This is a genomic window from Mesorhizobium sp. 113-1-2 (assembly GCF_016756475.1).
GTDB classification, from domain to species: Bacteria; Pseudomonadota; Alphaproteobacteria; order Rhizobiales; family Rhizobiaceae; genus Mesorhizobium; species Mesorhizobium loti_C.
On sequence record NZ_AP023242.1, the window covers coordinates 1,407,946 to 1,430,040 of the forward strand.

Annotated in this window: 29 protein-coding genes and 1 other RNA gene; 15 read left to right on the top strand and 15 right to left on the bottom strand. The window is 62.0% G+C overall.

All coding sequences use genetic code 11. From position 1 onward, the window contains the following. Positions 1-68 precede the first annotated feature (68 nt). The 3 genes from JN279_RS06695 to JN279_RS06705 are packed head-to-tail and all read left to right on the top strand — an operon-like array spanning position 69 to position 1,772. The gene (locus tag JN279_RS06695; protein ID WP_244734433.1) at positions 69-965 is read left to right on the top strand and encodes a haloacid dehalogenase type II; all 897 of its coding nucleotides are present in this window, start codon (positions 69-71) and stop codon (positions 963-965) included. 50 nt (positions 966-1,015) lie between these two features. Next, the gene (locus JN279_RS06700) at positions 1,016-1,456 is read left to right on the top strand and encodes a hypothetical protein (protein WP_202352361.1); all 441 of its coding nucleotides are present in this window, start codon (positions 1,016-1,018) and stop codon (positions 1,454-1,456) included. 7 nt (positions 1,457-1,463) lie between these two features. Then, the gene (locus JN279_RS06705; RefSeq protein ID WP_202352362.1) at positions 1,464-1,772 is read left to right on the top strand and encodes a hypothetical protein; all 309 of its coding nucleotides are present in this window, start codon (positions 1,464-1,466) and stop codon (positions 1,770-1,772) included. A gap of 67 nt (positions 1,773-1,839) precedes the next feature. Here the strand turns inward: JN279_RS06705 and msrB are convergent, their stop codons facing one another. The 7 genes from msrB to JN279_RS06740 all read right to left on the bottom strand — a co-directional run bounded on the left by msrB (position 1,840) and on the right by JN279_RS06740 (position 6,410). Next, a complete protein-coding gene (msrB, locus tag JN279_RS06710; RefSeq protein ID WP_013892492.1) occupies positions 1,840-2,244 on the bottom strand; it encodes a peptide-methionine (R)-S-oxide reductase MsrB in 405 nt (134 codons plus the stop codon). A gap of 101 nt (positions 2,245-2,345) precedes the next feature. Beyond that, on the bottom strand, positions 2,346-3,143 hold the full coding sequence (locus tag JN279_RS06715) for an MBL fold metallo-hydrolase (protein ID WP_202352363.1): 798 nt from the start codon (positions 3,141-3,143) through the stop codon (positions 2,346-2,348). Between the two features lie 18 nt (positions 3,144-3,161). Then, positions 3,162-4,352 carry a vWA domain-containing protein gene (locus JN279_RS06720; protein ID WP_096451288.1) on the bottom strand — a complete coding sequence of 397 codons (1,191 nt, stop codon included), beginning with the start codon at positions 4,350-4,352 and terminating at the stop codon, positions 3,162-3,164. Between the two features lie 6 nt (positions 4,353-4,358). Beyond that, positions 4,359-4,763 (bottom strand): type II toxin-antitoxin system HicB family antitoxin, encoded by a 405-nt coding sequence (locus JN279_RS06725; protein ID WP_096451286.1) that lies wholly within the window; start codon positions 4,761-4,763, stop codon positions 4,359-4,361. 11 nt (positions 4,764-4,774) lie between these two features. Then, on the bottom strand, positions 4,775-4,969 hold the full coding sequence (locus JN279_RS06730) for a type II toxin-antitoxin system HicA family toxin (protein WP_096451284.1): 195 nt from the start codon (positions 4,967-4,969) through the stop codon (positions 4,775-4,777). 62 nt (positions 4,970-5,031) lie between these two features. Beyond that, positions 5,032-5,478, bottom strand: coding sequence for a GNAT family N-acetyltransferase (locus tag JN279_RS06735; protein WP_096451282.1), 447 nt, complete (start codon positions 5,476-5,478; stop codon positions 5,032-5,034). A 92-nt stretch (positions 5,479-5,570) separates the two neighbouring features. Beyond that, positions 5,571-6,410, bottom strand: a complete 840-nt coding sequence (locus JN279_RS06740; protein WP_096451280.1) for an AAA family ATPase — start codon at positions 6,408-6,410, stop codon at positions 5,571-5,573. Positions 6,411-6,547: 137 nt separating this feature from the next. On the opposite strand from JN279_RS06740, the gene ssrS reads away from it, so the two are divergent. The 5 genes from ssrS to JN279_RS06765 all read left to right on the top strand — a co-directional run bounded on the left by ssrS (position 6,548) and on the right by JN279_RS06765 (position 9,723). Further along, positions 6,548-6,703: non-coding RNA, 6S RNA (gene ssrS / locus JN279_RS06745), on the top strand. Between the two features lie 103 nt (positions 6,704-6,806). After that, on the top strand, positions 6,807-7,391 hold the full coding sequence (locus JN279_RS06750; RefSeq protein ID WP_202352364.1) for a 5-formyltetrahydrofolate cyclo-ligase: 585 nt from the start codon (positions 6,807-6,809) through the stop codon (positions 7,389-7,391). 77 nt (positions 7,392-7,468) lie between these two features. Continuing rightward, a complete protein-coding gene (locus JN279_RS06755) occupies positions 7,469-7,999 on the top strand; it encodes a DUF3592 domain-containing protein (protein WP_202352365.1) in 531 nt (176 codons plus the stop codon). Between the two features lie 53 nt (positions 8,000-8,052). Then, entirely contained in the window at positions 8,053-8,877 is an 825-nt protein-coding gene (locus tag JN279_RS06760; protein ID WP_202352366.1) for a TIGR00282 family metallophosphoesterase, read from the top strand. A gap of 78 nt (positions 8,878-8,955) precedes the next feature. Beyond that, a complete protein-coding gene (locus JN279_RS06765; RefSeq protein WP_202352367.1) occupies positions 8,956-9,723 on the top strand; it encodes a TerC family protein in 768 nt (255 codons plus the stop codon). 19 nt (positions 9,724-9,742) lie between these two features. Here the strand turns inward: JN279_RS06765 and JN279_RS06770 are convergent, their stop codons facing one another. The 3 genes from JN279_RS06770 to JN279_RS06780 are packed head-to-tail and all read right to left on the bottom strand — an operon-like array spanning position 9,743 to position 11,137. Further along, positions 9,743-10,210 (bottom strand): SRPBCC family protein, encoded by a 468-nt coding sequence (locus tag JN279_RS06770; RefSeq protein ID WP_096451274.1) that lies wholly within the window; start codon positions 10,208-10,210, stop codon positions 9,743-9,745. Positions 10,211-10,239: 29 nt separating this feature from the next. Beyond that, the gene (locus JN279_RS06775) at positions 10,240-10,632 is read right to left on the bottom strand and encodes a VOC family protein (protein ID WP_096451272.1); all 393 of its coding nucleotides are present in this window, start codon (positions 10,630-10,632) and stop codon (positions 10,240-10,242) included. A 22-nt stretch (positions 10,633-10,654) separates the two neighbouring features. Then, entirely contained in the window at positions 10,655-11,137 is a 483-nt protein-coding gene (locus JN279_RS06780; RefSeq protein ID WP_096451270.1) for an SRPBCC domain-containing protein, read from the bottom strand. Positions 11,138-11,189: 52 nt separating this feature from the next. Here JN279_RS06780 and JN279_RS06785 point away from each other — a divergent pair, with 52 nt between their 5' ends. The 4 genes from JN279_RS06785 (at position 11,190) to JN279_RS06800 (ending at position 13,648) form a co-directional block, all read left to right on the top strand. Continuing rightward, complete coding sequence (locus JN279_RS06785) at positions 11,190-11,513, top strand: ArsR/SmtB family transcription factor (protein ID WP_096451268.1); 324 nt, start codon at positions 11,190-11,192, stop codon at positions 11,511-11,513. Positions 11,514-11,726: 213 nt separating this feature from the next. Then, positions 11,727-12,476 (top strand): YebC/PmpR family DNA-binding transcriptional regulator, encoded by a 750-nt coding sequence (locus JN279_RS06790; RefSeq protein ID WP_096451266.1) that lies wholly within the window; start codon positions 11,727-11,729, stop codon positions 12,474-12,476. Between the two features lie 93 nt (positions 12,477-12,569). Next, a complete protein-coding gene (locus JN279_RS06795; protein WP_202352368.1) occupies positions 12,570-13,325 on the top strand; it encodes an RDD family protein in 756 nt (251 codons plus the stop codon). Then, on the top strand, positions 13,322-13,648 hold the full coding sequence (locus JN279_RS06800) for a SelT/SelW/SelH family protein (protein WP_202352369.1): 327 nt from the start codon (positions 13,322-13,324) through the stop codon (positions 13,646-13,648). The genes JN279_RS06795 and JN279_RS06800 overlap by 4 nt, the downstream gene beginning before the upstream one ends. A gap of 25 nt (positions 13,649-13,673) precedes the next feature. Here the strand turns inward: JN279_RS06800 and JN279_RS06805 are convergent, their stop codons facing one another. Together JN279_RS06805 and JN279_RS06810 are read right to left on the bottom strand one after the other, a co-directional pair. Further along, entirely contained in the window at positions 13,674-14,150 is a 477-nt protein-coding gene (locus JN279_RS06805; RefSeq protein ID WP_202352370.1) for an anthrone oxygenase family protein, read from the bottom strand. Position 14,151: 1 nt separating this feature from the next. Beyond that, positions 14,152-14,979, bottom strand: a complete 828-nt coding sequence (locus JN279_RS06810) for an NAD(P)H-binding protein (RefSeq protein ID WP_096451258.1) — start codon at positions 14,977-14,979, stop codon at positions 14,152-14,154. 126 nt (positions 14,980-15,105) lie between these two features. On the opposite strand from JN279_RS06810, the gene JN279_RS06815 reads away from it, so the two are divergent. Next, a complete protein-coding gene (locus JN279_RS06815) occupies positions 15,106-15,735 on the top strand; it encodes a TetR/AcrR family transcriptional regulator (RefSeq protein ID WP_096451257.1) in 630 nt (209 codons plus the stop codon). A 16-nt stretch (positions 15,736-15,751) separates the two neighbouring features. On the opposite strand, the gene JN279_RS06820 is transcribed toward JN279_RS06815, so the two are convergent. Further along, a complete protein-coding gene (locus tag JN279_RS06820; RefSeq protein WP_202352371.1) occupies positions 15,752-16,861 on the bottom strand; it encodes a helix-turn-helix domain-containing protein in 1,110 nt (369 codons plus the stop codon). A 160-nt stretch (positions 16,862-17,021) separates the two neighbouring features. Here JN279_RS06820 and JN279_RS06825 point away from each other — a divergent pair, with 160 nt between their 5' ends. After that, positions 17,022-17,729, top strand: a complete 708-nt coding sequence (locus JN279_RS06825; protein ID WP_202352372.1) for a hypothetical protein — start codon at positions 17,022-17,024, stop codon at positions 17,727-17,729. Positions 17,730-17,784: 55 nt separating this feature from the next. Here JN279_RS06825 and rpmE read toward each other — a convergent pair whose 3' ends face one another. After that, positions 17,785-18,006, bottom strand: a complete 222-nt coding sequence (gene rpmE, locus JN279_RS06830) for a 50S ribosomal protein L31 (protein WP_096451251.1) — start codon at positions 18,004-18,006, stop codon at positions 17,785-17,787. 206 nt (positions 18,007-18,212) lie between these two features. Here rpmE and JN279_RS06835 point away from each other — a divergent pair, with 206 nt between their 5' ends. Next, positions 18,213-20,012 (top strand): ABC transporter transmembrane domain-containing protein, encoded by a 1,800-nt coding sequence (locus JN279_RS06835; protein ID WP_202352373.1) that lies wholly within the window; start codon positions 18,213-18,215, stop codon positions 20,010-20,012. A gap of 59 nt (positions 20,013-20,071) precedes the next feature. Here the strand turns inward: JN279_RS06835 and JN279_RS06840 are convergent, their stop codons facing one another. Continuing rightward, complete coding sequence (locus tag JN279_RS06840; protein WP_202352374.1) at positions 20,072-21,976, bottom strand: DUF3857 domain-containing protein; 1,905 nt, start codon at positions 21,974-21,976, stop codon at positions 20,072-20,074. Positions 21,977-22,095 lie beyond the last annotated feature (119 nt).

Sequence of the window (22,095 nt, forward strand, 5' to 3'; positions counted from 1 at the left end):
TTTGCCAAGATATCGGCCTCGCGCGGCGCTACGGATGCGAAAATTTCGCGTATGTGAGGATCACCGACATGGATTTGACTCGCTTCAAAGTGCTGACATTCGATGTCTATGGCACGCTGATCGACTGGGAAACCGGCATCTGGAACGCGCTTCAGCCGCTTCTCAGCCTCGCAAATCGCGAAATCAGCCGAGACGAAGCGTTAGAAACCTATGGGGATATAGAGACGCGGCAGGAAGCCGAAACTCCTTCCTTGCATTACAGAACACTGTTGGCGGCAGTACACGCAAGGCTCGCTCGACATTGGCGGATTACCGCGCAGGCTGATCTGCATGAACGTTTCGGCACCTCGGTACCCGATTGGCCTGCCTTTCCGGATTCCAGGGAGGCGCTGGCCTATCTGAAACGGCACTTCCGTTTGGTCGTATTATCCAATGTCGACGGCCAGAGTTTCGCGGCTTCAAACCGGAAGCTCGGTGTGAGCTTCGATGCCGTTTACACGGCGGAAGACATTGGCAGCTACAAGCCGGATCTGGGCAATTTTCGTTTCCTGTTCGACAGGCTGAAGCAGGATCTGGGCATTCAGCAAGACGAAGTCCTTCATGTGGCTCAGAGTCTGTTTCATGATCATGCGCCAGCAGAAAGCATCGGGCTCGCCAGCGTTTGGATTGACCGCAGGTTTGGGATGGAGGGCCCGGTGCAACGAAGCGTCCTCTTGCCCAGCCGAAGGTCGGAGGGCATTTCCCAACCTTGGCAGAGTTTGCCGCCATGCATCGCGCAGCGGATAAGAAGCACTGATCTCCTTCGTAAGGTCCAGGCCGCGAGATCTGAACGGTCCTCGCCATCCTCAGGCGAGACCAGGAGCGACACCTGCCGCATTGGCCGGTTGATGGCGTTTTCCGCGCCTCCGTTGCGCACGGACCCAAATGTCCGCTACGCTACGGTTTCTCAAAACGCCATCATATGACTCGCCAGAGCGTATTACCAAACAGTCTCGGGCAGCGGGGCCAGCCGGTCATGAGCGAATTTGACTTCGGCGGCCGCCGCGCCTCGGAATTCCGCCATCGCGGCTTCTGGTCGCTGTTTGCCGAGCGGCATCCGGAAGAAAGGGCCCGGCTGGCGCGGCGCGGACCCTGGTTCTGGCAGCGCGGGCTGCCCGACTTCGCCCTGGTCATTTCGATGTATGTCGCGCCGGCGCAGAACCATGTCGGCGTCTTCTTCGGCCGTAACGAGAAAATTGGCGCCACGGAGAGCTGGTCGCGGCTGAAGCCGTTCCAGCCGGCGATCGAAGACAGGCTTAAGCTCAGGCCGGAGCAAAGCTGCGAGGGGCTCGGCATCAATTCGATGTGGCGGGTCAACTGCTTTGCCGAGGACAATTGGCCTGCCATGACCGACTGGCTGGTGACGGAATGCTCGCGCGTCGAGCGCGCCGTCACCGAAGTGCTTGGACAGGAGTAGGGCGCGGGTGTTCCTGGAAGGCGTCAGGTCCTTCTTCCGCTCGCGTTGGCTTGGCCAGGTGCCGATTGACCGGCTGTTCTGGCGCGACATGATGCTTGTCGGGACGGGGATCAACGTTGCTTCGTCTGCGTCAGCACTGATCCTGCTTGGACTGAAGATGCCGCTCGGCCTCGTGCTGGCGGTGCATTTCGCACCGGTGCTTTACAACATCTTTCTCGCTATCGCGGTCTGGCGGACGGCAGAACAATCGGGCGCCAAGGCCTCGCTGATGCTGTTGGGCTCGGCGCTCTGGCTCGTCGCCACGGTGGCGGTCTGAAGGCATTACACGCGCCACGAAAAAGGGCGGCCGAAGCCGCCCTTTGCCGAAAGCCATAAGATGCCGATCAGGCGGCCGGCTCGAATTTCAGCGCCACGCCGTTGATGCAGTAGCGCAGGCCGGTCGGCGGCGGGCCGTCCTCGAAGACGTGGCCGAGATGGCTGCCGCAGCGCGCGCAATGGCACTCGGTGCGGACCATGCCGTAGCTGCGGTCGATGGTGTTCTCGACGGAGCCGGGCACGGGATCGTTGAAGCTCGGCCAGCCGGTGCCGCTCTCGAACTTCAGCTTGGATTCGAACAGCGGCTGGTCGCAGCCGACGCAGGAAAATGTACCGGCGCGCTTCTCGTAAAGCAGGGCGCAGCTTCCTGGCCGCTCGGTGCCGTGGCCGCGCATGACCGCATATTGCTCCGGCGTCAGCCGGGCTCGCCATTCGGCATCGGTGCGGGTGACAGGGTAGGTGTGGGTGTCCATTTGATCTCCTCAGCCTTGCCGGCTCGTTGTTGATTGCAACCTCATATTCGCACCAACATAGGCATCTGTTACGCGATTTGCCCACATTTTCGCTCGGCCTGTCATGCGATCGCCGCGAGATAGCGGGCAACCGAAGTGGCGAACGAATTCTTCCCGCCGCCGATGATGTTCAGGTCCCACCATGCGCCGCGGATGTCGTCGAAGTCGAAGGGTTCCAGTGCTGCCGCGATGCGGCGCACGGCCGTCGCGTTGAGCGGTATCTGGTTCGGATAACTGTACATGAAGCTGACATGGCGGCGCGTCGGCGTCACCTGCACGGTGTCGCCGGTCAGCAACGCGTTGCCGCCCTCGCGCCGCCAGTGCAGCACCTGGCTGCCGGCAAAATGGCCGCCGCAGCGGATAAGGGTCAGCGACGGGTTTATGGCCAGTGTCTCGCCTTGCCAGCTGACGATCGAGGGATGCGGCCGCATGATCCATTGGCGGTCATCGGCATGGAGATAGATCGGCACGCCGCCAAACGCGTCACTCCATTTACCCATCGCCGAATAGAAATGGCAGTGCGAGATGGCGATGGCCGCCAAGCCGCCGCGGCGGTTGATCTCGGCCACAGCCTCGTCGCTCACCATCGGGATGCAGTCCCACAAAACGTTGCCGTGCTGCGTCTGCACCAGCTGCGCCCGCTGGCCGATGGCGAAGCGCGGCTCGATGCCGAAGCCGAGCCCGCCGGCATCGTCCCGCATCACCAGCCTATGCCCTATGGCAAGCTCCTGCGGCGTGGTCCAGGCCTGGCCTTCCCAGCGCACGAACTGCCGCTCGTCCTCGCAGATCGGGCAGTGTTGCGGCGGCGTCTCCGTCGCCGTGAACTGGACGCCGCATTGCAGGCAGAGGAAGCAGGTCATGGTGGCCCCGGAAATTGCTCAGTGCTTTCTGGAAAGCTGCTTCGTCGCGATTTCGAGCCCGGCCAGCGTCAGCGGGAACATGCGGCCGCCGAAAATGTCGCGGATCATGGCGATGGAGTGGGTGTAACCCCAGTTCTTTTCGCTCTCGGGATTGAGCCACACCGCATTCGGCCATTGCTGCAGCAGGCGGCCAAGCCAGACGGCGCCGGCCTCCGGGTTCCAGTGTTCGACCGAGCCGCCGGGATGGGCGATCTCGTAAGGGCTCATCGAGGCATCGCCGACGACGATCACCTTGTAGTCAGGTCCATACTTATGGAGGAGATCGAAGGTCGGGATCACCTCGGCATGGCGGCGGCGATTGTCCTTCCATACGCCCTCGTAGAGGCAGTTGTGGAAATAGAAATATTCGAGCTGGCGGAATTCGGCTCGTGCCGCCGAAAACAGCTCCTCGACACTCTTGATGTGATCGTCCATCGAGCCGCCGACATCGAAGAACATCAAAAGCTTCACCGCGTTGCGCCGCTCGGGCCGTGTCTGGACGTCGAGATAGCCATGCTCGGCGGTGGCATGGATGGTGCCGGGCAGGTCAAATTCCTCCTCGGCGCCCTCGCGCACCCAGCGGCGCAGCCGCTTCAGCGCGATCTTGATGTTGCGGGTGCCAAGCTCGACGGCATCATCGAAATTGCGGAACTCGCGCTTGTCCCAGACCTTTACCGCGCGGCGGTTGCGGCTTTCGTGCTGGCCAATGCGCACGCCTTCGGGATTGTAGCCATAAGCGCCGAAGGGCGAGGTGCCGCCGGTGCCGATCCATTTCGAGCCGCCCTGATGGCGGCCTTTCTGTTCCTCGAGCCGCTGCTTCAAGGTCTCCATCAGCTTCTCGAAACCGCCGAGCGCCTCGACCAGTTTTTTCTCTTCCTCGGTCAGGTGCTTTTCGGCGAGCCGGCGCAGCCATTCTTCGGGAATATTGGCGACGTCGACCGCATCAAGTCCGCCCAGCGCTTCAATGCCCTTGAAGACATGCGCGAACACCTGGTCGAAGCGGTCGATATGCCGCTCGTCCTTCACCAAAGCAGCGCGGGCCAGGTAGTAGAAACCCTCGACGTCATAGTCGACCAGCCCGGCTTCCAGCCCTTCCAGCAGCGACAGATATTCCCGGAGCGAGACGGGAACACGCGCGGCCTTCAGTTCGAGGAAGAAGGGGATGAACATGGTCGATTATCTATGGCCCTCGATCTTCTCTCGGGCGGCGCTTGCAATGAAAGCGGAACGTGTCAAGCCACGCCGACCGGCTTCCTCGTCGATCGCCGCCAGGAGACCGGCGTCGAGCGATAGATTGGCCCGGACGGGGCGGCCGGAGTCGATCAGCACCGGTATCATCACGGCGGATTCACCTGAGGCGCTGTCGATTTCACCCTGGTTGAGCAGCTCGGCAACTGTACTGGATCCAGGCAGAGGCAGATGTTTTGCCAAGCGTGCTTCGGCCCATTCGCGCACAGCGGACGTCGCATCGGCAATGGCCTCTTCGGGGCTTGCGCCGCCACCATGGCAGCCGGGAAGATCGGGCACCCGCACCCCCCAGACATCTCTCGCGCCATCTAGAATTCCGACATAATGCGTCATGCTGTCCGTCCTCAAATCCATCCAGCCAGTCGGGCGATCGACCGGGCCACCCCGGGAGATTGTTCACGATGCCGAGGCACGATGATTATCACCTCGGGTCGATCCGGATGCTCATACTTTTCATGCTTGCCGCCGCCGACACTTAGCCAACCGTCGCGCAAAAGCCTTGAGACGATCTTGCGCGTATTGGTCTCGATCAGTGGCATCCACACTCTTGATCATGCGCAATATATTGCGCAAAAGCTGCAATTTCAATCGTCAGCTTTCTTCACAGCAGGTCATACTCGATGAAGCCGGTGCGGCGCGCGACGTGGTCGTAGAGCTTGCGCGCCCTGGTGTTGGTCTCGTGCGTCATCCAGTAGACGTTCTTGACGCCGATTTTTTCTGCCGCGTCCTGCACCGCTTTGATCAGCGCGGCGCCGATGCCCTTGCCACGCACCTCCGGGTCGGCGAACAGGTCCTGCAGGTAGCAGTTGTTTTTCTCGGACCAGCCTGAGCGGTGGTAGAGGTAGTGCGTCAGGCCAACAGCCTTGCCGTCGAGCGTGGCGATAAAACCCTTGGGCTCGAATTCGCCCGCCGTGAAAAGCCGCTTCCAGGTCACGGCGTAGACCTCTTCCGGCAGCTTGGTCTCGTAGAAGGTGAGATAGTCGGTCCACAGGCGCTTCCAGTCGGCGTGGTCGGACTGCGCGAGCGGGCGGACAATAATTTCAGACATTTCATCTCCTCCGAAGGTTCTGCGCCGAAGCTGCCTTCCTGGTCGGCCGGCAGCAACGGTCCACGGCCGGGGAAAGCGCTATTGCTGCCTGGCTATTGCTGCCTTCGCGCCATGAAGGCCAGCCGCTCGAACAGATGCACATCCTGTTCGTTCTTCAGCAGCGCGCCATGCAGCTTGGGCAGCGCGTTCTTCGGGTCGGCGCGCAAATCCTCCGGTGCGATGTCGTCGGCGACCAGCAGGCGGATCCAGTCGAGCGCCTCGGAGGTCGACGGCTTCTTCTTCAGGCCTGGCACGTCGCGGATTTCGTAGAACTGGGTGAGCGCCGCCCGCACCAGGTTCTGTTTGATGCCGGGATAGTGGACGTCGACGATCCTGTGCAGCGTGTCGACGTCGGGAAAGCGGATGTAGTGGAAGAAGCAGCGGCGCAGGAAGGCGTCCGGCAGCTCCTTCTCGTTGTTGGAGGTGATGATGACGATGGGGCGGACGGCGGCGCGAATGGTCTCGCCGGTCTCGTAGACGAAGAACTCCATCCGATCGAGTTCCTGCAGCAGATCGTTGGGGAATTCGATGTCGGCCTTGTCGATCTCGTCGATCAACAGCACGACCTTCTTGCCGGCCGCGAACGCCTCCCACAGCTTGCCGCGCTTGATGTAGTTCTTGATGTCGTTGAACCTGGCATCGCCGAGCTGGCTGTCGCGCAGCCGCGATACGGCGTCATACTCGTAAAGGCCTTGCTGCGCCCGCGTCGTCGATTTGACATGCCATTCGATGAGGTCGAGGCCAAGTGCCGCCGCCACCTGCCGGGCTAGCTCGGTCTTGCCGGTGCCGGGCTCGCCCTTGACCAGCAGGGGCCGCTCCAGCGCGATCGCCGCGTTGACCGCCACCATCAGATCCTTGTCGGCGACATAGGCCGCCGTGCCTTCGAAACGCATTTTTGCTCCTTGGTTCATTCCGGTGAGCGTAAGGACGCCGCCCGGCCTGTGCAAGGGTTCGACGCGGGTGGCGAATAAAGCCACCGAGACTGGCTGTCTGACTGGCGCTTGACCGATGAGCGGCCTATATTGGGCGGGACGGTCTGTGCTTCCCGGCAGGAGAACATTTTCCCCGGGGCCTTAACGATCCTTAGGGAGCTGTCCCTGGGAAGACCCGTGGGTTTTCTCACACGGCGCCCACCTACTTTGTAGGTTCCCGGGATCGCTCTCTCCACCGGTTGTGTGGATCGTCACTTATTGTATGCTTGTATGCGCCCACGCATTCCGGTGGATGATGGGGTAGAAAACGTCGCTCCTAAAACGCCATCCAGTTCTGACCTTTTCTATCATCCGCGCATGACATCTCCGAAGGATTTGAAAAAACAACTGCGCCGTGAGGCACTCGCCCGTCGCGATGCGCTCGATGAATTCTGGCGCGTGGAAATCGCGCTCGAAATGGCCGAGACGGCGCGCGATCACCTCGCGATCGAACCGGGCCAGATAGTCTCCGGCTTTTGGCCTATGCGCTCGGAAGTCGACGTCAGGCCGCTGATGTTCGCCTTGCGCGAGCAGGGCGCGCGGCTCTGCCTGCCGGCGATCCTCGACAAGACCACCATCGTCTTTCGCGAACTGGTGCGCGGCGCGCCGATGGTCGAGATGGGGTTCGGCACCGTCGGGCCGCATGAAGGGGCCGAGGTGCTCGATCCCGCGGTGATGCTGGTGCCACTCGCCGCGTTCGATGCGCGTGGCCACCGCATTGGCTACGGCGCTGGCTATTATGACCGCGCCATCGCCAAACTGATCGACAAGGGGCTGCCGCCACGGCTGGTCGGCATAGCCTTCGACTGCCAGGAGGTGGCGCTGGTGCCGGATGAGAACCACGATGTCATCATCCCGGAAATACTCACCGAGAGTGGGTTGCGCCGCTTCGCCATCGCTTAAAGATCGCGATCTGCTTAACGCGTTTCCAAGATACGCCGGATAGTATTGCCATAATACAGTCCGGGCTGATGGCGACCATGGTTTTTGTTTTTGCACGCTTCCTGCTGATGCCGTTCGTGCTGATCGCGGTGACGCTGCTGGCGATGGCATTGCATATCATCGGAACCTCTCTGCATCACCAGGCCGCCTGGCAGCAGACGGTCGCCACCGTAACCTCCGTCAGTCCCTACAGTGAAAGGCAGGAAAGCGGCATCACCACGGATGGCATCGATGTCGCCGTCACCTATGTGGCCAACGACGCGCCGATGAGCTGGTCCGGCAAGGGAAAGATCATCGGCCTCTACAAGGCAGCCGTGGGCGACAAGGTCGAATTTTATTACGACCCCGCCGATCCATCGAAGCTCGACACCGCGGCGATGAAGGGCTGGCGCGGTGGGCTGCTGCTGGTTGCCGTTACAGGCGGTTTCACCATCTTCTACATCTGGTTCTTCTGGTTGCGCGGACGGAAGCCGCCGTCGACGTCGCCCATGATGCCATCGTCCGTTGGCGTTGCGGGCGCGGGCGCAAAGCCGCCTCAACAACAGCGTGGCACTTTCGGCCGGCGTTAGGGCCAGTCGCGGTATCGCTTGCCTATCGTCTGTGCCTCTGGATAGAAGTGGATATGAGACTTCTTTTCCTCGGCGACATGGTTGGCAAGACAGGACGGACGGCGGTTTGGGAACAACTGCCCGGCCTGATCTCGGATTTCAAACTCGATTTCGTCATCGTCAATGGCGAAAATGCTGCCGGCGGCTTCGGCATCACCGAAGAGATCTTTCGCGAAACCATCGCGGCCGGCGCCGATGTTGTCACCACCGGCAACCATGTCTGGGACCAGCGCGACGCGCTCGCCTTCGCACCGCGCGAAGAGCGCTTCCTGCGCCCGTCCAATTTTCCCAAGGGCACGCCCGGGCGCGGCTCAGGTGTCTATATCGCCAGGAGCGGCGCGCGCGTGCTGGTCGCCAACATCATGGGTCGGGTGTTCATGCATCCCGAGCTCGACGATCCGTTCCAGGCCGGCGAGCGCGAGCTTGCCGCCTGTCCGCTCGGCGAGCAGGCCGATGCGGTGGTGATCGACTTTCATGCCGAGGCAACCTCGGAAAAGATGTGCTTCGCGCATTTCGTCGATGGCCGCGCCAGCCTGGTCGTCGGCACCCACACCCATCAGCCGACCGCCGACCACCAGATCCTCAATGGCGGCACCGGCTATCTGTCGGACGCCGGGATGTGCGGCGATTACGATTCCTCGCTCGGCATGGACAAGGAAGAACCGCTCAACCGGTTCCTGTCGAAAGTGCCGAAAGGGCGCTTCGAGGCGGCGACCGGACCGGCGACCTTGTGCGGGGTCGGTGTCAATATTTCCGACCGTACCGGTCTGACCGAGAAGATCGCGCCGTTTCGTCGCGGGCCGAGACTCGAAGAAACGGTTCCATCCTTCTGGTCGTGACATTGATATAGGCGCGCGCAGTACCTAACTGCCGACGACATCTGCTTCAGATCGTTAAAAGAGGGGACAACGACCTCCATGCAGCTTATCGAATTTCTTGCGCCGCATTTTCAATTCGTTTCCGATCCAACCGCGTGGGTCGCCTTGCTGACGCTGGTGGTGCTCGAGATCGTGCTCGGCATCGACAATCTCATCTTCATCTCGATCCTGACCAACAAGCTGCCGGAAGCGCAGCGGGCCCGCGCCCGCCGGCTCGGCATTTCGGCGGCGCTGGTCATGCGGCTGGTGCTGCTGGCCACCATCTCGATCATCGTCCAGCTGACGACGCCGGTCTTCACCGCCTTCGGCCACGGCTTCTCCTGGCGCGACCTGATCCTGATCGCCGGCGGCCTGTTCCTGGTGTGGAAGGCGACCAAGGAAATCCATCACACGGTCGATCCCGACGACCACAAGGACACGATGATGGGCGAGACGATCAAGATCTCGCTTGCCGGCGCGATCTTCCAGATCCTGCTTCTCGACCTCGTCTTCTCGATCGATTCGATCATCACCGCCGTCGGCATGACCGACGAGATCGCCATCATGTACATTGCCGTGATCGTGGCCGTCACCGTGATGATGCTGGCGGCAGGGCCGCTGGCCAACTTCATCGCCAAGAACCCGAGCATCGTCATGTTGGCGCTGGGCTTCCTGCTGATGATCGGCATGACGCTGATCGCCGACGGCATGGGCTATCACGTGCCCAAGGGCTACATCTACGCGGCGATGGGTTTCTCGGCCCTGGTCGAGGGGCTCAATATGCTGGCGCGGCGGCGCAAGAAAGCGAAGTCCGGCGACGGGCATTGAGACTGGCATGCCGGGGCATCTAGCGCCCCGGCACGCCCTTCGGGTGGCGATCAGCGATCAGACCGAGCGTCAGGCCCTGTTCCAGCCAGGCCTTGGCGCCGGCCAGCACCAGCGTGAAGCCGCCGGTTGAGCCGATCGCCTCTTTCACCTGTTCGTCGCCCGTGCCGGAAAAGCCGAAGTTGCGGACATCGAGAAAGGTCGTCTCATCAGGCATTTCGGCGAAGGTCCAGACCACCGTTGTCGGCGGATCGCTCCATTGCATGACGATCTTTTCATTCCTGACGATCTCGCTCACACGGACTGTCGTCGAGGCGCCATACATGCGCCATTCCCAACGGACCTCGTTGCCGCTGTCCAGCCGGCCGCTGCCATGGGTGAACCAGAATTTGGTGGTGATAGCCGGATCGACAATGGCCTCGAACACCTCGGCGATGGGCCGCCGGATCAGCATGCCGGTTTCGGCGGTTGGGGTTTCGCGAATCTCCATGGCAACCTCCTTCGAAAATTTTGCGGCGTCTAGGCCAGGTTGACCTGCCAGGAGACGCCGAACCTGTCGTTGAGCCAGGTGAAACGGCGGCTGAAGCCGTAATTGTCAGGCGGCATCAGAAACCCGCCGTCCTTCGCCAGCGTCTCGACGATACGGTCCAGTTCCTCCGAGGAGGAACAGTCGACATAGAACGAGACCGACGGCGTGAAGGTGAAGGCGTGGTGCACCGGGCTGTTGAAGATCATGACGTCCAGGCCGGCGATGGACGCGCGTGCCAGCTTCAGTGTCCCTTCCGGGCCATCCTCGCTGGCGCCATAGCGGGTGATGTCAAGGACGCTGCTGCCGGGAATGGTCTCGCAATAAAGGGCCATTGCCTCTTCAGCCTTGCCCTCGAACATCAGGAACGGCGTTGCTTTCGTCATCTCGGCCTCCGTTTTCCATGGCTCACACATTGGTCTCGTTGGCGGGTTCGCCCTTCATCTCGCTGCGGTAATAGCCGTCGCGCAGATTGATGCCGTATTCGACATAGGCCTTCATGCAGGCCAGCATCTGCGACCAGCCCTCGCAGTTGAGGTAGGATTTCTTCAGCCCGGCCGCGCCTTCCTGCCACCCGCTCTCGGCGATGGTGACGAAGGTGCCGCCATCGTCGAGCGGTTCGAAATTCATCTCGATGCGGGTCTTGTAGGCCGGCTTGCCGTCGGCGTCGGTGGCGTCCCAGCGCAGCACGATGCGGCTGTCCTTGACCACTTCATCGACCTCGACCGGTACCTTGCCCCACCAGACGACGCCCATGCCGGTTTGCAGCGGCGCGCTGGCGCCGCCGATGGTGGTGAAATAGCCGCTCAGCTTCTTCGGATTGACGACAGCGTCGAAGACTTCGGCGACCGGTTTGCCGATGCGGCCAGAAACGCGGAATCCGAGAGACATATCCACAGCTCCTCTGCTTGATTGGCTCGACGATATGTTATAGAAATATAACATGTCAAGCCGATCCCAGGACGACAATGTTTTCAAGGCGCTGGCGCATCCACGACGGCGCGAAATGCTGGACCGGTTGAAGGACGAGCCAAAGACCACCGGCATGCTGTGCGACGCCTTTCCCGACATCGACCGCTGCACCGTCATGCTGCACCTGAAGGTGCTGGAGGAGGCGGAACTGATCGTTGCGCGCCGCGACGGGCGGGAACGCTGGAACCACCTCAATGCGCTGCCGATCAAGCAGATCCATGACCGCTGGATCAGCCAGTATGCCGGCCATGCGCTCAGCATCATCGACCAGCTGAAGTCGGATCTCGAGGCGTGAGCGCTTGCAGTCGTCCTTGTTGGTTGCCCGCAGCACGGCGCGGCTGGACGAATTGAGCCGATTTATCTATAAGCCGGCCATTCCGACAGAGAACGCCGTGCTTCCACGGGTTGCACCTGCGACGCTCTGAATTTTGAATTCGAGCATTTTTGCAAAGGCGAGGTGATCCACCTGGCTGCGAGATGCTCTAGCCGAGAACACGACAGGGGTGCCATGGCTGGCCATTCACAGTTCAAGAACATCATGCACCGCAAGGGCCGTCAGGACGCGGTGCGCTCGAAAATGTTTTCCAAGCTGGCGCGCGAAATCACCGTTGCCGCCAAGAGCGGCACGCCCGACCCATCGATGAACCCACGCCTGCGGCTGGCGATCCAGAACGCCAAGGCCGTGTCGATGCCGAAGGACAACATCCAGCGTGCCGTCAACAAGGCCTCGATGGGCGATGCCGAGAATTATGAGGCCGTGCGCTATGAAGGCTATGGCCCGGGCGGCGTCGCCGTCATCGTCGAGGCGCTGACCGACAACCGCAACCGTTCGGCGTCGAATGTGCGCGCTGCCTTCACCAAGGCCGGCGGCGCGATGGGCGAAACCGGCTCGGTGTCCTTCATGTGGGACCGTGTCGGCGAAATCTATTATCCGGCATCGGCCGGCAGCGCCGACAAGGTGATGGACGCGGCGATCGAAGCCGGCGCCGACGACGTGGAAACCGACGAGGAAGGCCACACGATCTATTGCGCCTTCGAGAATCTCGGCGAGGTGTCGAAGGCGCTGGAAGCTTCGCTCGGCGAGGCAGAATCGGTGAAACTGATCTGGCGGCCGCAGAACAATGTGCCGGTCGACGAGGAACGGGCACAGTCGCTGATGAAGCTGGTCGCTACGCTCGAGGACGACGATGACGTGCAAAGCGTCTACGCCAACTTCGAGGTCGACGACGAGACCATGGCCAAGCTCAGCGCGGCTTGAGTTTCTGACCGTCACGCGGAAGTGTAGAGGAACACCATAGTCAAGGTCTCCCCGCCCAACGTATAGCTCAACGAGTTATCGACGGGAGGGGAGATGACTGGCGACAGGCCTGAAGTTGCCACTGCGATGGCTTGGCCTCGCCGGGGTGGCATATGGCGTCGGTTCCTCGCTTTGATCATCGACTACCTTGTCGTGATGATACCCCTCTATTTTCTGGTTGCTGGACTGTTCCTGGTGGCCGGCGGTGGGGTGAAGGATCACTTCGTAGAAATATGCAGGTCGGGCAAGGTGCATGGCGGTCTGTTGCCCGAACGTCGGCAAGTGTGCAAATCCTATAACTTCGACGTTCCAGTTGCCGATTGGGCGGTCGAAAAAGCTAAGATGGCCCAGCTTGCAAAGTCCGAGACGGTTTCGATCAAAGTTGGTTCGGAGGAGACGTTTCGACTTACGACATTGGATCTGGGCTTCCCCCAGTTACCCGCTCTGGCGATCTATCTTCTTGTCATGGAAATGGCCTTGGGCCGATCAGTCGGCAAGCGGGCTTTGGTGCTCGTCGTGTATGACGAGGATAACTGGCAAAGGAGAGGCCTGCCATTGCAAAAGGCGTTTCATCGACAGTTTATCAAGTTTCTCGGCGCTTTCCCCCTCGTACTGACGGGAGCCTGGTCCGCCTTTCAGACCTGGGGGGGCGTTGCGACACCTGCGCCGAGCTATTTCTGGCTGGAAATCGTTACTACCTTGGCTTTGGTCTGGCCGCTCTGGATCGGAATATCGATAGCATTGGGCCATGAGCCGATCCATGATCGGGTAGCCGGCACAACCGTTCGCACCCGCGAGACACATGAATGAGCCTTTTTGAGAAACCTCGGATCGTCATCACCTATTGCACGCAGTGCCAATGGCTGCTGCGCGCCGGCTGGATGGCGCAGGAGCTTTTGTCGACCTTCGGTACCGATCTCGGTGAAGTGACGCTGGTGCCCGGCACCGGCGGCATCTTCACCATTTCTTGCAACGGTGTTCTCATCTGGGACCGCAAGCGCGATGGCGGCTTTCCCGACGCGGCAAAGCTGAAGCAGCTGGTGCGCGACGTCATCGACCCCGATCGCGACCTCGGCCATTCCGACCGCAAGGGCCACACGTCAAAGGGGCATACGCAAGAAGACCCCGCCTGAGCGGCGTCTTCTTGCAAGGCTCTCCTCAGAGCAATGCGAAGATAAAGCAGGCCATCGCCACAATGGCGGTGACGGTGCGGACGTGGTTCCACATCACCCATTGGCTCAGATGGTTCGCCCAGACGGCGGCGCCATTGCTGCTGGCCGGGTCGACGGCGGCAAGCGCGTCGTTGAGCGGCACGTTGAAGACCATGGTGACGATCGGGTTGCCGATCAGGTAGATCACCGCGCCGGCAAGCAGCCAGTACGAGCCGGACTGGCTCCAGCCCATGATGGCGGCGGCGATAAGCACCAGACAGATGAGGCCGGTGCCGAAAAGCGCCGTCATGAAAGTCGGCGTGATCACCGTGACGTTGATCGAATTCATCGCCGCGATGCCTTGCGGGACAGGCAGCCGGGCGAGTGCTGCCATGACGAAATTGGAAAAGGCAAAGAACACGCCGCCGACGACGCCCGAGCCGATTGCGGCGATGATGGTGAGGGCGGGGACAAGCTTGATCATCTCAGTGACTCCAGATTCGGCTAGCGGCGGTTTCGGTTGCGTAGGCGGAAAAGTCTTTCGGTGCACGGCCGAGCACGCGCTGGACGCCGTCGGTGAGCGACTCGTTGCGGCCGTCGAGCACCTGGGTGAACAGCTCATTGAGCAGCCAGACGATTTCGGGTGGCAGTTCGTATGACGCGACAGCGGTCGTGAACTCGTCATGCGAAATTCTGACAAAGCGGATGTCGCGTCCTGCCGCCTTGGCAATCTCGGCGACCGCGTCAGTGAAGCTCAACAGCCGCGGCCCCGTGAGCTCATAGAGCTGGCCGACATGACCGGGCTCAGTCAGCACCGCTTCGGCGGCGTCGGCGATGTCGTCGACATCGACAAAGGGTTCGCCGACCGGTCCGACCGGCAGTGCGACCTCGCCCGCCAGCAGTGGTTCGACGAGAAAGCCTTCGCTGAAATTCTGCGAGAACCAGGCGCAGCGCAGGATCGTCCAGTCGGCCCCGGAAGCCTTCAGCATCTCTTCGGCGCGCTGCGCCTCTTGCTCGCCGCGGCCCGACAAAAGCACCAGCCGGCGAACGCCATGCCGCACGGCAAGGCGGGCGAAGGCGCCGATCACTTCGGCGGCGCCCGGCACGGCGATGTCGGGATAGTAGCTGATGTAGACCGCGCTGACGCCCTCGAGTGCGGGAGCCCAGCTTGCGGGAGCTTCCCAGTCGAAACGAGTCTCGGCGGAACGGGAACCGATGCGTACCGGAATGCCGCGCGCCGTCAGCCGCTCGGCGAGACGGCGGCCGGTCTTGCCGGTGCCGCCGAGGATCAGGATTGGTTTGGTGTCGGTCATGGTGGTTTTCCTCTGTTGCAAAACATGAGTAATCCTCACATTTGCAAAACGTGATAAACCCTCGTATTTTGCGAGTCAAGCCATTTCCTCGGCGATTGTGCCGAATGCGTTGTTGGGAGACAGTCCATGGAAGGCACGCCGGCCAATGAGCAGATCGCTTCGCCACGGCGGGCGCCGAGCCAGCAGCGCAGCCGCGAGCGGGTGGAGCGCATGCTGGCCGCAGCCTCGGCGCTGATCGCCGAGCAAGGCAGCGACGCCATGCGCATGGGAGAAGTCGCGGATCGGGCAGGGGTGTCGATCGGCTCGCTTTACCAGTTCTTCCCCGACAAGCGGGCGATCATCTGGGCGCTGGCCGAGCGCTACACGGCCGAAAGCCAGGCCTGTATCTCGGCGGCACTTGCCGATGTCAGTGATGTGGAAGGGCTGAACCAGGCGTTTTCAGAGCTGGTCGAGATTTACTACGGGCTGTTCCTGGCCGAGCCGGTGATGCGCGACATCTGGTCGGGCACGCAGGCCGACAAGGCGCTGCGCCAACTCGAACTCGCCGACAGCCGGGCCAATGCTGAATTCCTCGTGGCGGTGCTGAAGCGCTTGCGTCCCGGCGCCGATCCCGTCGCCCTGGAGACTGCGGCGTTTCTCGTCTGGCAAATGGGCGAGGCTGTCATGCGGCTGGCGATCTCGGTCGAGCGGGAGGAGGGCGACAGGCTGGTCGCCGCCTACAAGCGCATGGCGCTCAGGGAACTGGCCGGAGACTGAATGGCGCCGCGCCTGTTCATTTTCCTTCCTCCGGCAAAGATGTGGCCAACAAGGATGTGGCTGGCAAGGATTTAACCGGCATCGCACCGCCTGGCGGCTGGTGCTCAAGCCGCCATGCCTTCGGGCTCAGGCCGGTGATGCGCAGGAACTCGCGGTTGAAGTTCGATTTGCTGAGGAAACCGGCGTCGAACATGATGCGGGTGATCGGTTCGTCCGTCGTCGCCAGCAGGCGGCGCGCCTCGTCGATCCTCTGGTTGTTGACATATTGCGACACGCTCGATCCGTGGATGCGATTGATGGCCGACGACACTTGCCGTGCCGGCAGGCCGAGCCGCCTGGCGATGCGCCCAAGGTTGAGATCGACGTCCTTGTAGAGCTCCTTCGATCGCATCAGCGCGTCGACCGCCGCCGCGATCGCGGAGTCTTCGCTGGTTGCCTGTGGTGCGATCTGCTCCTGCGGCCCATCCTCTTCTTCCTCGTCTTCGTCCGGAGCGGCGGCTTCGCTGGCGACCGCGGCGGCACCGCCGAGAAGCAGCAGCGCCAGCACGTTGCCGCCGGCAATGACCGCGCCGGAATGAACGCCGCCGGTCCATTGCATGTCGAAACTGATGATGATGTCGGTGATGGGCGACGCGAGGATCGCCAGAGCCGTCACCCACAGCGATCGGTAGGACAGCAAGACGCCGTCGAGGCGCGATTCGACGAGGATATCCGGGCCGGCCAGCGCAAGCCAAAGCAGTGCCAGCCCATACGACAGGAACACCAGGATGATCACCGGCCCGACCGGCTCGCGCCAGAAGATCAGCAGCAGGGCGACCAGGCAGGCCGGCAGCAGATGCGGCCACAGCCGTGCCAGGCGATGCTCCGCCCGTTCCTTCGTCAGGCCACTGAAGGCGATCCAGGCAAGCGGCGCGATCAGCGCCGCCAGTACCGACAGGACCGGCATGACGATCCTGGTGTCATAACCCCAACGGATGCCAATCAGCACCGACTGCAAGGCATAGGCCGCCATCAGCAGCATGAAAGCGATGTTATCGCGCGGGTCGGCCTCGCTTCGACGGACCATCTGCATGAGCAGGATGACGAGCAGCAGGGAGACGACGAACGGCAGGGGAATGAAGATCATGATCGCAGGCGTGGTTCCAAGGCTGGCAGCGACCGACAATGACCCGGATTGCGTTCACGGTCGTCCCGGATCGCGATCGAGGTCGCGGAAAACGACGTCCCGGGTCATTCCGACAGCGCCACGGTCCAGGCGGGACCGTCACACATGATCGGAGATATCAATGAAATCCGCAATTCTTGGCCTGCTGTCCTTCGGCAGCGTCGTGCTCGCGTCACCGGAAAGGGGGGATGCCGGCAAGACACTCGATCTCGCCGGCGTGAGCGCCGTCGTCATATCCGGCGAAGCCAGTTCCGTCAGGCTGACCACTTCGACCTCGGCTCCCTACCGGGCAACGATCGGCAGCCGCCGCGAAGGCTGGTTCGCGCGCTGGTATTCGAGCTGGTTCGCCAATGACTGCAGCCTTGCCAGCGACATGAAGCTGGAGGCCTCGACATTGCGTATCGACGTTGCCCCCTCATCATGGCTGGATCCCTCGGACTGCAGGGTCGAGATCAGCGCCAACATTCAGCCGGAAAGTTCGGTGTCGATCGACCAGGCGGCGCTGCAGGCCAGCATGGTGGGGAGTTTCTCCACCATCGCCATAAACAGCAAGGCGGCCGATGTTTCACTGGACGGGCATGCCTCGACCGTCGAGCTCAAGGGCGACGCGCTGAGAGCCAATCTCGCCTTTGGCAGCGTCCGGCAGGACGAAAACATCGCCATCACCGGCAAGGCGCTGGATGCTACGCTGTCTTTCGGCCAGGGGGTTGCGGTCAGCTACTCGGTCGCCGCGACGGCGTCCTTCGTCGACAGCACGATCACCAACACCGCCGGTGCCAAGCCCTCGGTCGTCATCAAGGGCGACTTTGTCAGGGCCATTATTCGCTGAACAAAAAACCCGCCTCGAAGGCGGGTTTTTGATCTGCGGCAATGCCGAAATGGGCTTAGAGGCCGAAACCTTCGAAACGCTTCTTGAACTTCGACAGTCGGCCGCCGCGGTCGAGCAGGGTCTGCTGGCCGCCGGTCCAGGCCGGGTGCGTCGTCGGGTCGATATCGAGGTTCATCGTATCGCCTTCCTTGCCCCAGGTCGAACGGGTCATGTATTCGGTGCCGTCGGTCATGACGACCTTGATGGTGTGATAATCGGGATGGATAGCGCTCTTCATGGCTCGGTTCCTGGCTTGCCGGCGCGGCTGACGGGCATAAGCCTGCGTCGATGCGCCTCTTTTTAAAACTCGAAGCCGCAGCTATTGAGGAGCCACGGCTTCTAAAACGGTCGGCGAGCCTATACATCAGGCGGAATTGAATCACAAGGCCGCGGCAAGCGCATTTTGAAGCGCATAAAACTTAAGCGGCTAGAGGAAACATCGAGATGGCGCAATCAAGCAGCGCAGACGAGCGCCGACGCTCGCTCAAGCCGCTCAGGCGCCTGTTCCCCTATCTCACTGGATATCGCACGCTGGTCGTCGGCGCCCTCATCTCGCTGGCCATCGCGGCGGCAACGACATTGGCGCTGCCGCTGGCCGTGCGACGCATGATCGACCATGGTTTCTCGTCGTCCAGCACCACCTTCATCGCCGAATATTTCGCCGCCCTTGTGGCGATGGCCGCCGTGCTGGCGGCGGCATCGGCCAGCCGCTACTATTTCGTCATCACGCTCGGCGAGCGCGTCGTCGCCGATATCAGGCGCGATGTCTTTGCCCATGTGACGACGCTGTCGCCTGCCTTCTTCGACACCGCCCAGTCGGGCGAGATCGTCTCGCGGCTCGCCGCCGACACCACACAGGTCAAGTCGGCCGTCGGCGCCACGGCTTCTGTCGCGCTGCGCAACGTCATCCTTGGCCTCGGCGCGGTGGGAATGATGGTCATCACCAGCCCGAAACTGTCCAGCCTGGTCATAGCTGCCATACCCGTGATCGTGCTGCCGCTGGTCGCCTTCGGCCGTTCGGTGCGGCGCAAGGCAAGGCAGGCGCAGGATACGCTTGCCGATGCCACAGCCTATGCCAGCGAGCAGATCGGTGCGGTGCGCACGCTGCAGGCCTTCACCAACGAGAAGCTGGTCACCAGTCATTTTTCGGGTGCCGTGGAGGCTGCCTTCGAGGCGGCACGCGCCTCGATCTTCGCGCGCTCTTTTCTCACCTTCTTTGCCATTTTCACCATTTTCTCGTCGGTCGTGGCGGTGCTCTGGTTCGGCTCGCGCGACGTCCTCGATGGCGCGATATCGCCGGGCACGCTTGGCCAGTTCCTGCTCTATTCGGTGTTCGCCGCCGGCGCGCTCGGCGCGCTGTCGGAAGTCTGGGGCGAGCTTGCGCAGGCGGCGGGCGCGGCCGAGCGGCTGACCGAGATCCTGGCCGAGAAGCCGGCGATCCAGGCGCCGGCTGATCCGAAGCCGCTGCCGGCGGTCGCCAAGGGCGCGATCGTCTTCGACGACGTCTCCTTCTCCTATCCGGCAAGGCCCGACCGTGCCGCCGTCCACGGCCTGAGTTTCCAGGTCATGCCCGGCGAGACGGTGGCCATCGTCGGCCCCTCGGGGGCCGGCAAGAGCACGGTCTTTTCGCTGATCCTGCGCTTCTACGATCCCGAGACCGGCAAGATCCTGATCGACGGCGTCGACGTGCGCGAAGCCGATCCGGTTTCGGTCCGCGAGCGCATCGCCATCGTACCGCAGGACGTCACCATCTTCGCGGCGAGCGCGCGCGACAATATCGGCTTCGGCCGGCCGGGCGCAGGCAATACCGAGATCGAGGCGGCGGCCAAGGACGCGCTGGCCGACGAATTCATCCTCAAGCTCGAGAACGGCTATGACAGCCAGGTCGGCGAGCGCGGCGTGACGCTGTCCGGCGGCCAGCGCCAGCGCGTGGCTATCGCCCGCGCCATCCTGCGCGACGCGCCGATCCTGCTGCTCGACGAAGCCACTTCGGCACTCGACGCCGAAAGCGAGACGCTGGTGCAGATGGCTCTGGAACGGCTGATGCAAGGCCGCACCACCATCGTCATCGCCCATCGGCTGGCGACGGTGCTGAAGGCCGACAGGATCCTGGTGATGGATGGCGGCCGCATCGTCGAGGAAGGCACGCATCAGAGCCTGGTGGCCAAGGGCGGCATCTATGCCAGGCTGGCCAAGCTGCAGTTCGAGACCGGCGCCAGCGCTTTCAGAGGCGCGGCGGAATAATCACGGACCAGCGCGATTTCCGGACGAAAACCGTTTCACCCTGGAATTGCTTGGAGGGCTCAGTTCGCCTCAGGTTCGGCATAGCCGAAATTGTAACTCCAGGAGGAATTGTCGCTCATCTTCCTGCGTGACCTCAGATACAAGCCGATATCCTTGGCCGGAACCCGGTCGCCGATCGTCTTGAGAAACCAGTCGACCTGAAATTCGGTCGGCGTGCTCGACCAGCGCGCCTTGAAGGCGACATAAGGCGTGATCACGTCGTCGGACTTTTCGGGACCGACAAACGCCGCCTTCAGGTTCCTGACGATGCACTGGTGGCGCTTGAACATCGGGCTGCCGAGCCAGATCGGCCCGCTCCTGCCGACCATGTCCGGCTCCGGCAAATTGCTGATGCCGACATCCGCCTTCAGTGGGAAGTTCTTGACGAGATCATCGGCATCGAGATCCTCGGCCGGCAGTTCGTAGGATTCGACCGTGGTGACGACATTGCCGTCACGGTCGTCCTTTGTCGACAACGGCACCAGGCTGATCATCCCCGGATATTGCCGGTTGTAGTATTGGAGATAGTCGTCGGCGAGCTTGGTGGCCGATTGCGAAACCAGCCTGTAGCGCATTGAGTCGGCGTCCGCGTCCCGGTAGGTCGTGCTGACCGTCAGCTTGAGCGCCTCGCCTTTGAGTTTGGGAAAATCGAAGGCTTCGCTGACGAAGGTGGTCGGCTGGAAAAGCTCCTTGCGCTCCATCCTCTCCATTTGCGCTTTGCCGGCGACGACAGGCAAGGCAAAGCCATAGTCGGGCGGAACAAGGTTTTCGGCCCGGCCACCCTGCAGGTAATTGGTCGCATCGATCCAGTAGGTCTGGCTTTTGATCGATGCCTTGACGATGACGTGGTCGAAGGCGCGTATCGTCGGCAGCATGTCGCCAAGCGCCAGTCCGTCGTCGAGATCGGTCAGGGCTGGCTCGGCCTCAACGCCAAGCCGGCGCAGGCTGGAGGCAAGAAGCAGGGCCTTGTCCTTGCAGTCGCCGAAGCCCGAGGCGATCACGGTGCTGGGGCTGCGGGGAATATAGGAGCCGCGGCCCATCGACAGGCTGACATAGCGGATGGTGTCCTGGACCAGCCGCATCGCCTCGATCATGCGGTCTTCCGGCTTGGCGTATCTGGCGGCGATGTCATCGAGCTTCGAAGCGAAAGCGGCCGGCAATTCCTGGTCGAGCCGGTAGTAGGGCAACATCGCATCGACGACATCCTGCCATTTGGCCGTCGAGGAGATCTGGACCGTCGGATAGGTCAGGAAATCCGCAGGCAGGTTCTCCTCGGGCTTGACCGGGGCAGGGTTGATGCTTTGCCAGGTATAGGTTTTCAACGCCCCGTCGGTTTTGACATCCGGCTGGATGTCGGTGCGCACCTGGCGGATGTTCAAGGGTTGGTTTGCCGGCCAGATGACCTTCTCGCGGATGAGCGCTATCGGTTCGCCCCAGGCCATGGCGACCGAGTGGAAGAACAGATCCGCGCCGACGATCGGTGTCCTGACGGTGGTTTTGCCATAGTCGATGATGTCGCCGACACGGACATCGTCGACATTCACATAAGCCGTGAGCCAGCCGTCGAACAGGCCCTTCTCGGCATCCTTCTCGCGCCGGAACACATCGAAGGTGGCTCCGGGCAGCCGGTCGATGACGACGCCGTCGCGGATGATGTTCAGCCAGTTCATCGTTACCTGCGACGTCGCCGGGTCGAACTCGAAATTTATGGCGGCGCCGCGCTCGAGTCCGGTGCGGTCGACGATCCTGTAGGCATAGCGGTCGAATACCTCGATGCCACCAGGATGCTGCCGGATCTGATATTCCGAGACAAGATTGGAGATGCCGTTCTTGATCCGGCTGTCGAAGCGCGGGTCCGCCTTCGGAAGTTCGATCCGGTCGATCCAGCTGCCAGGGCTGCCCTTGTGGATTTCGGCGTCGGCCATGGCCGGGACGCAAAAAAACGCAAAGGCAATCAAGACGAAAAGCCGCGTGATCGCAGAAGATGTCACCGGAAAGCACCCGCCCTCATGATCCGCACGTCTTGCAATGTGCCGTCGAATGC

Excerpts from the sequence above, each read along its gene's own strand:
- JN279_RS06740 (WP_096451280.1), bottom strand. The coding sequence starts at position 6,410 with ATGCGTTTCGAAGGCACGGCGGCCTATGTCGCCGACAAGGATCTGATG.
- JN279_RS06700 (WP_202352361.1), top strand. The coding sequence starts at position 1,016 with ATGAGCGAATTTGACTTCGGCGGCCGCCGCGCCTCGGAATTCCGCCAT.
- JN279_RS06820 (WP_202352371.1), bottom strand. The coding sequence starts at position 16,861 with ATGATCTTCATTCCCCTGCCGTTCGTCGTCTCCCTGCTGCTCGTCATC.
- JN279_RS06765 (WP_202352367.1), top strand. The coding sequence starts at position 8,956 with ATGCAGCTTATCGAATTTCTTGCGCCGCATTTTCAATTCGTTTCCGAT.
- JN279_RS06720 (WP_096451288.1), bottom strand. The coding sequence starts at position 4,352 with ATGTTCATCCCCTTCTTCCTCGAACTGAAGGCCGCGCGTGTTCCCGTC.
- JN279_RS06810 (WP_096451258.1), bottom strand. The coding sequence starts at position 14,979 with ATGACCGACACCAAACCAATCCTGATCCTCGGCGGCACCGGCAAGACC.
- rpmE (WP_096451251.1), bottom strand. The coding sequence starts at position 18,006 with ATGAAGAGCGCTATCCATCCCGATTATCACACCATCAAGGTCGTCATG.
- JN279_RS06715 (WP_202352363.1), bottom strand. The coding sequence starts at position 3,143 with ATGACCTGCTTCCTCTGCCTGCAATGCGGCGTCCAGTTCACGGCGACG.
- JN279_RS06725 (WP_096451286.1), bottom strand. The coding sequence starts at position 4,763 with ATGACGCATTATGTCGGAATTCTAGATGGCGCGAGAGATGTCTGGGGG.
- JN279_RS06805 (WP_202352370.1), bottom strand. The coding sequence starts at position 14,150 with ATGATCAAGCTTGTCCCCGCCCTCACCATCATCGCCGCAATCGGCTCG.
- JN279_RS06780 (WP_096451270.1), bottom strand. The coding sequence starts at position 11,137 with ATGTCTCTCGGATTCCGCGTTTCTGGCCGCATCGGCAAACCGGTCGCC.
- JN279_RS06695 (WP_244734433.1), top strand. The coding sequence starts at position 69 with ATGGATTTGACTCGCTTCAAAGTGCTGACATTCGATGTCTATGGCACG.
- JN279_RS06760 (WP_202352366.1), top strand. The coding sequence starts at position 8,053 with ATGAGACTTCTTTTCCTCGGCGACATGGTTGGCAAGACAGGACGGACG.
- msrB (WP_013892492.1), bottom strand. The coding sequence starts at position 2,244 with ATGGACACCCACACCTACCCTGTCACCCGCACCGATGCCGAATGGCGA.
- JN279_RS06825 (WP_202352372.1), top strand. The coding sequence starts at position 17,022 with ATGAAATCCGCAATTCTTGGCCTGCTGTCCTTCGGCAGCGTCGTGCTC.
- JN279_RS06785 (WP_096451268.1), top strand. The coding sequence starts at position 11,190 with ATGTCAAGCCGATCCCAGGACGACAATGTTTTCAAGGCGCTGGCGCAT.
- JN279_RS06815 (WP_096451257.1), top strand. The coding sequence starts at position 15,106 with ATGGAAGGCACGCCGGCCAATGAGCAGATCGCTTCGCCACGGCGGGCG.
- JN279_RS06755 (WP_202352365.1), top strand. The coding sequence starts at position 7,469 with ATGGTTTTTGTTTTTGCACGCTTCCTGCTGATGCCGTTCGTGCTGATC.
- JN279_RS06800 (WP_202352369.1), top strand. The coding sequence starts at position 13,322 with ATGAGCCTTTTTGAGAAACCTCGGATCGTCATCACCTATTGCACGCAG.
- JN279_RS06775 (WP_096451272.1), bottom strand. The coding sequence starts at position 10,632 with ATGACGAAAGCAACGCCGTTCCTGATGTTCGAGGGCAAGGCTGAAGAG.
- JN279_RS06840 (WP_202352374.1), bottom strand. The coding sequence starts at position 21,976 with ATGGCCGACGCCGAAATCCACAAGGGCAGCCCTGGCAGCTGGATCGAC.
- JN279_RS06730 (WP_096451284.1), bottom strand. The coding sequence starts at position 4,969 with ATGCCACTGATCGAGACCAATACGCGCAAGATCGTCTCAAGGCTTTTG.
- JN279_RS06750 (WP_202352364.1), top strand. The coding sequence starts at position 6,807 with ATGACATCTCCGAAGGATTTGAAAAAACAACTGCGCCGTGAGGCACTC.
- JN279_RS06790 (WP_096451266.1), top strand. The coding sequence starts at position 11,727 with ATGGCTGGCCATTCACAGTTCAAGAACATCATGCACCGCAAGGGCCGT.
- JN279_RS06735 (WP_096451282.1), bottom strand. The coding sequence starts at position 5,478 with ATGTCTGAAATTATTGTCCGCCCGCTCGCGCAGTCCGACCACGCCGAC.
- JN279_RS06795 (WP_202352368.1), top strand. The coding sequence starts at position 12,570 with ATGACTGGCGACAGGCCTGAAGTTGCCACTGCGATGGCTTGGCCTCGC.
- JN279_RS06770 (WP_096451274.1), bottom strand. The coding sequence starts at position 10,210 with ATGGAGATTCGCGAAACCCCAACCGCCGAAACCGGCATGCTGATCCGG.
- JN279_RS06835 (WP_202352373.1), top strand. The coding sequence starts at position 18,213 with ATGGCGCAATCAAGCAGCGCAGACGAGCGCCGACGCTCGCTCAAGCCG.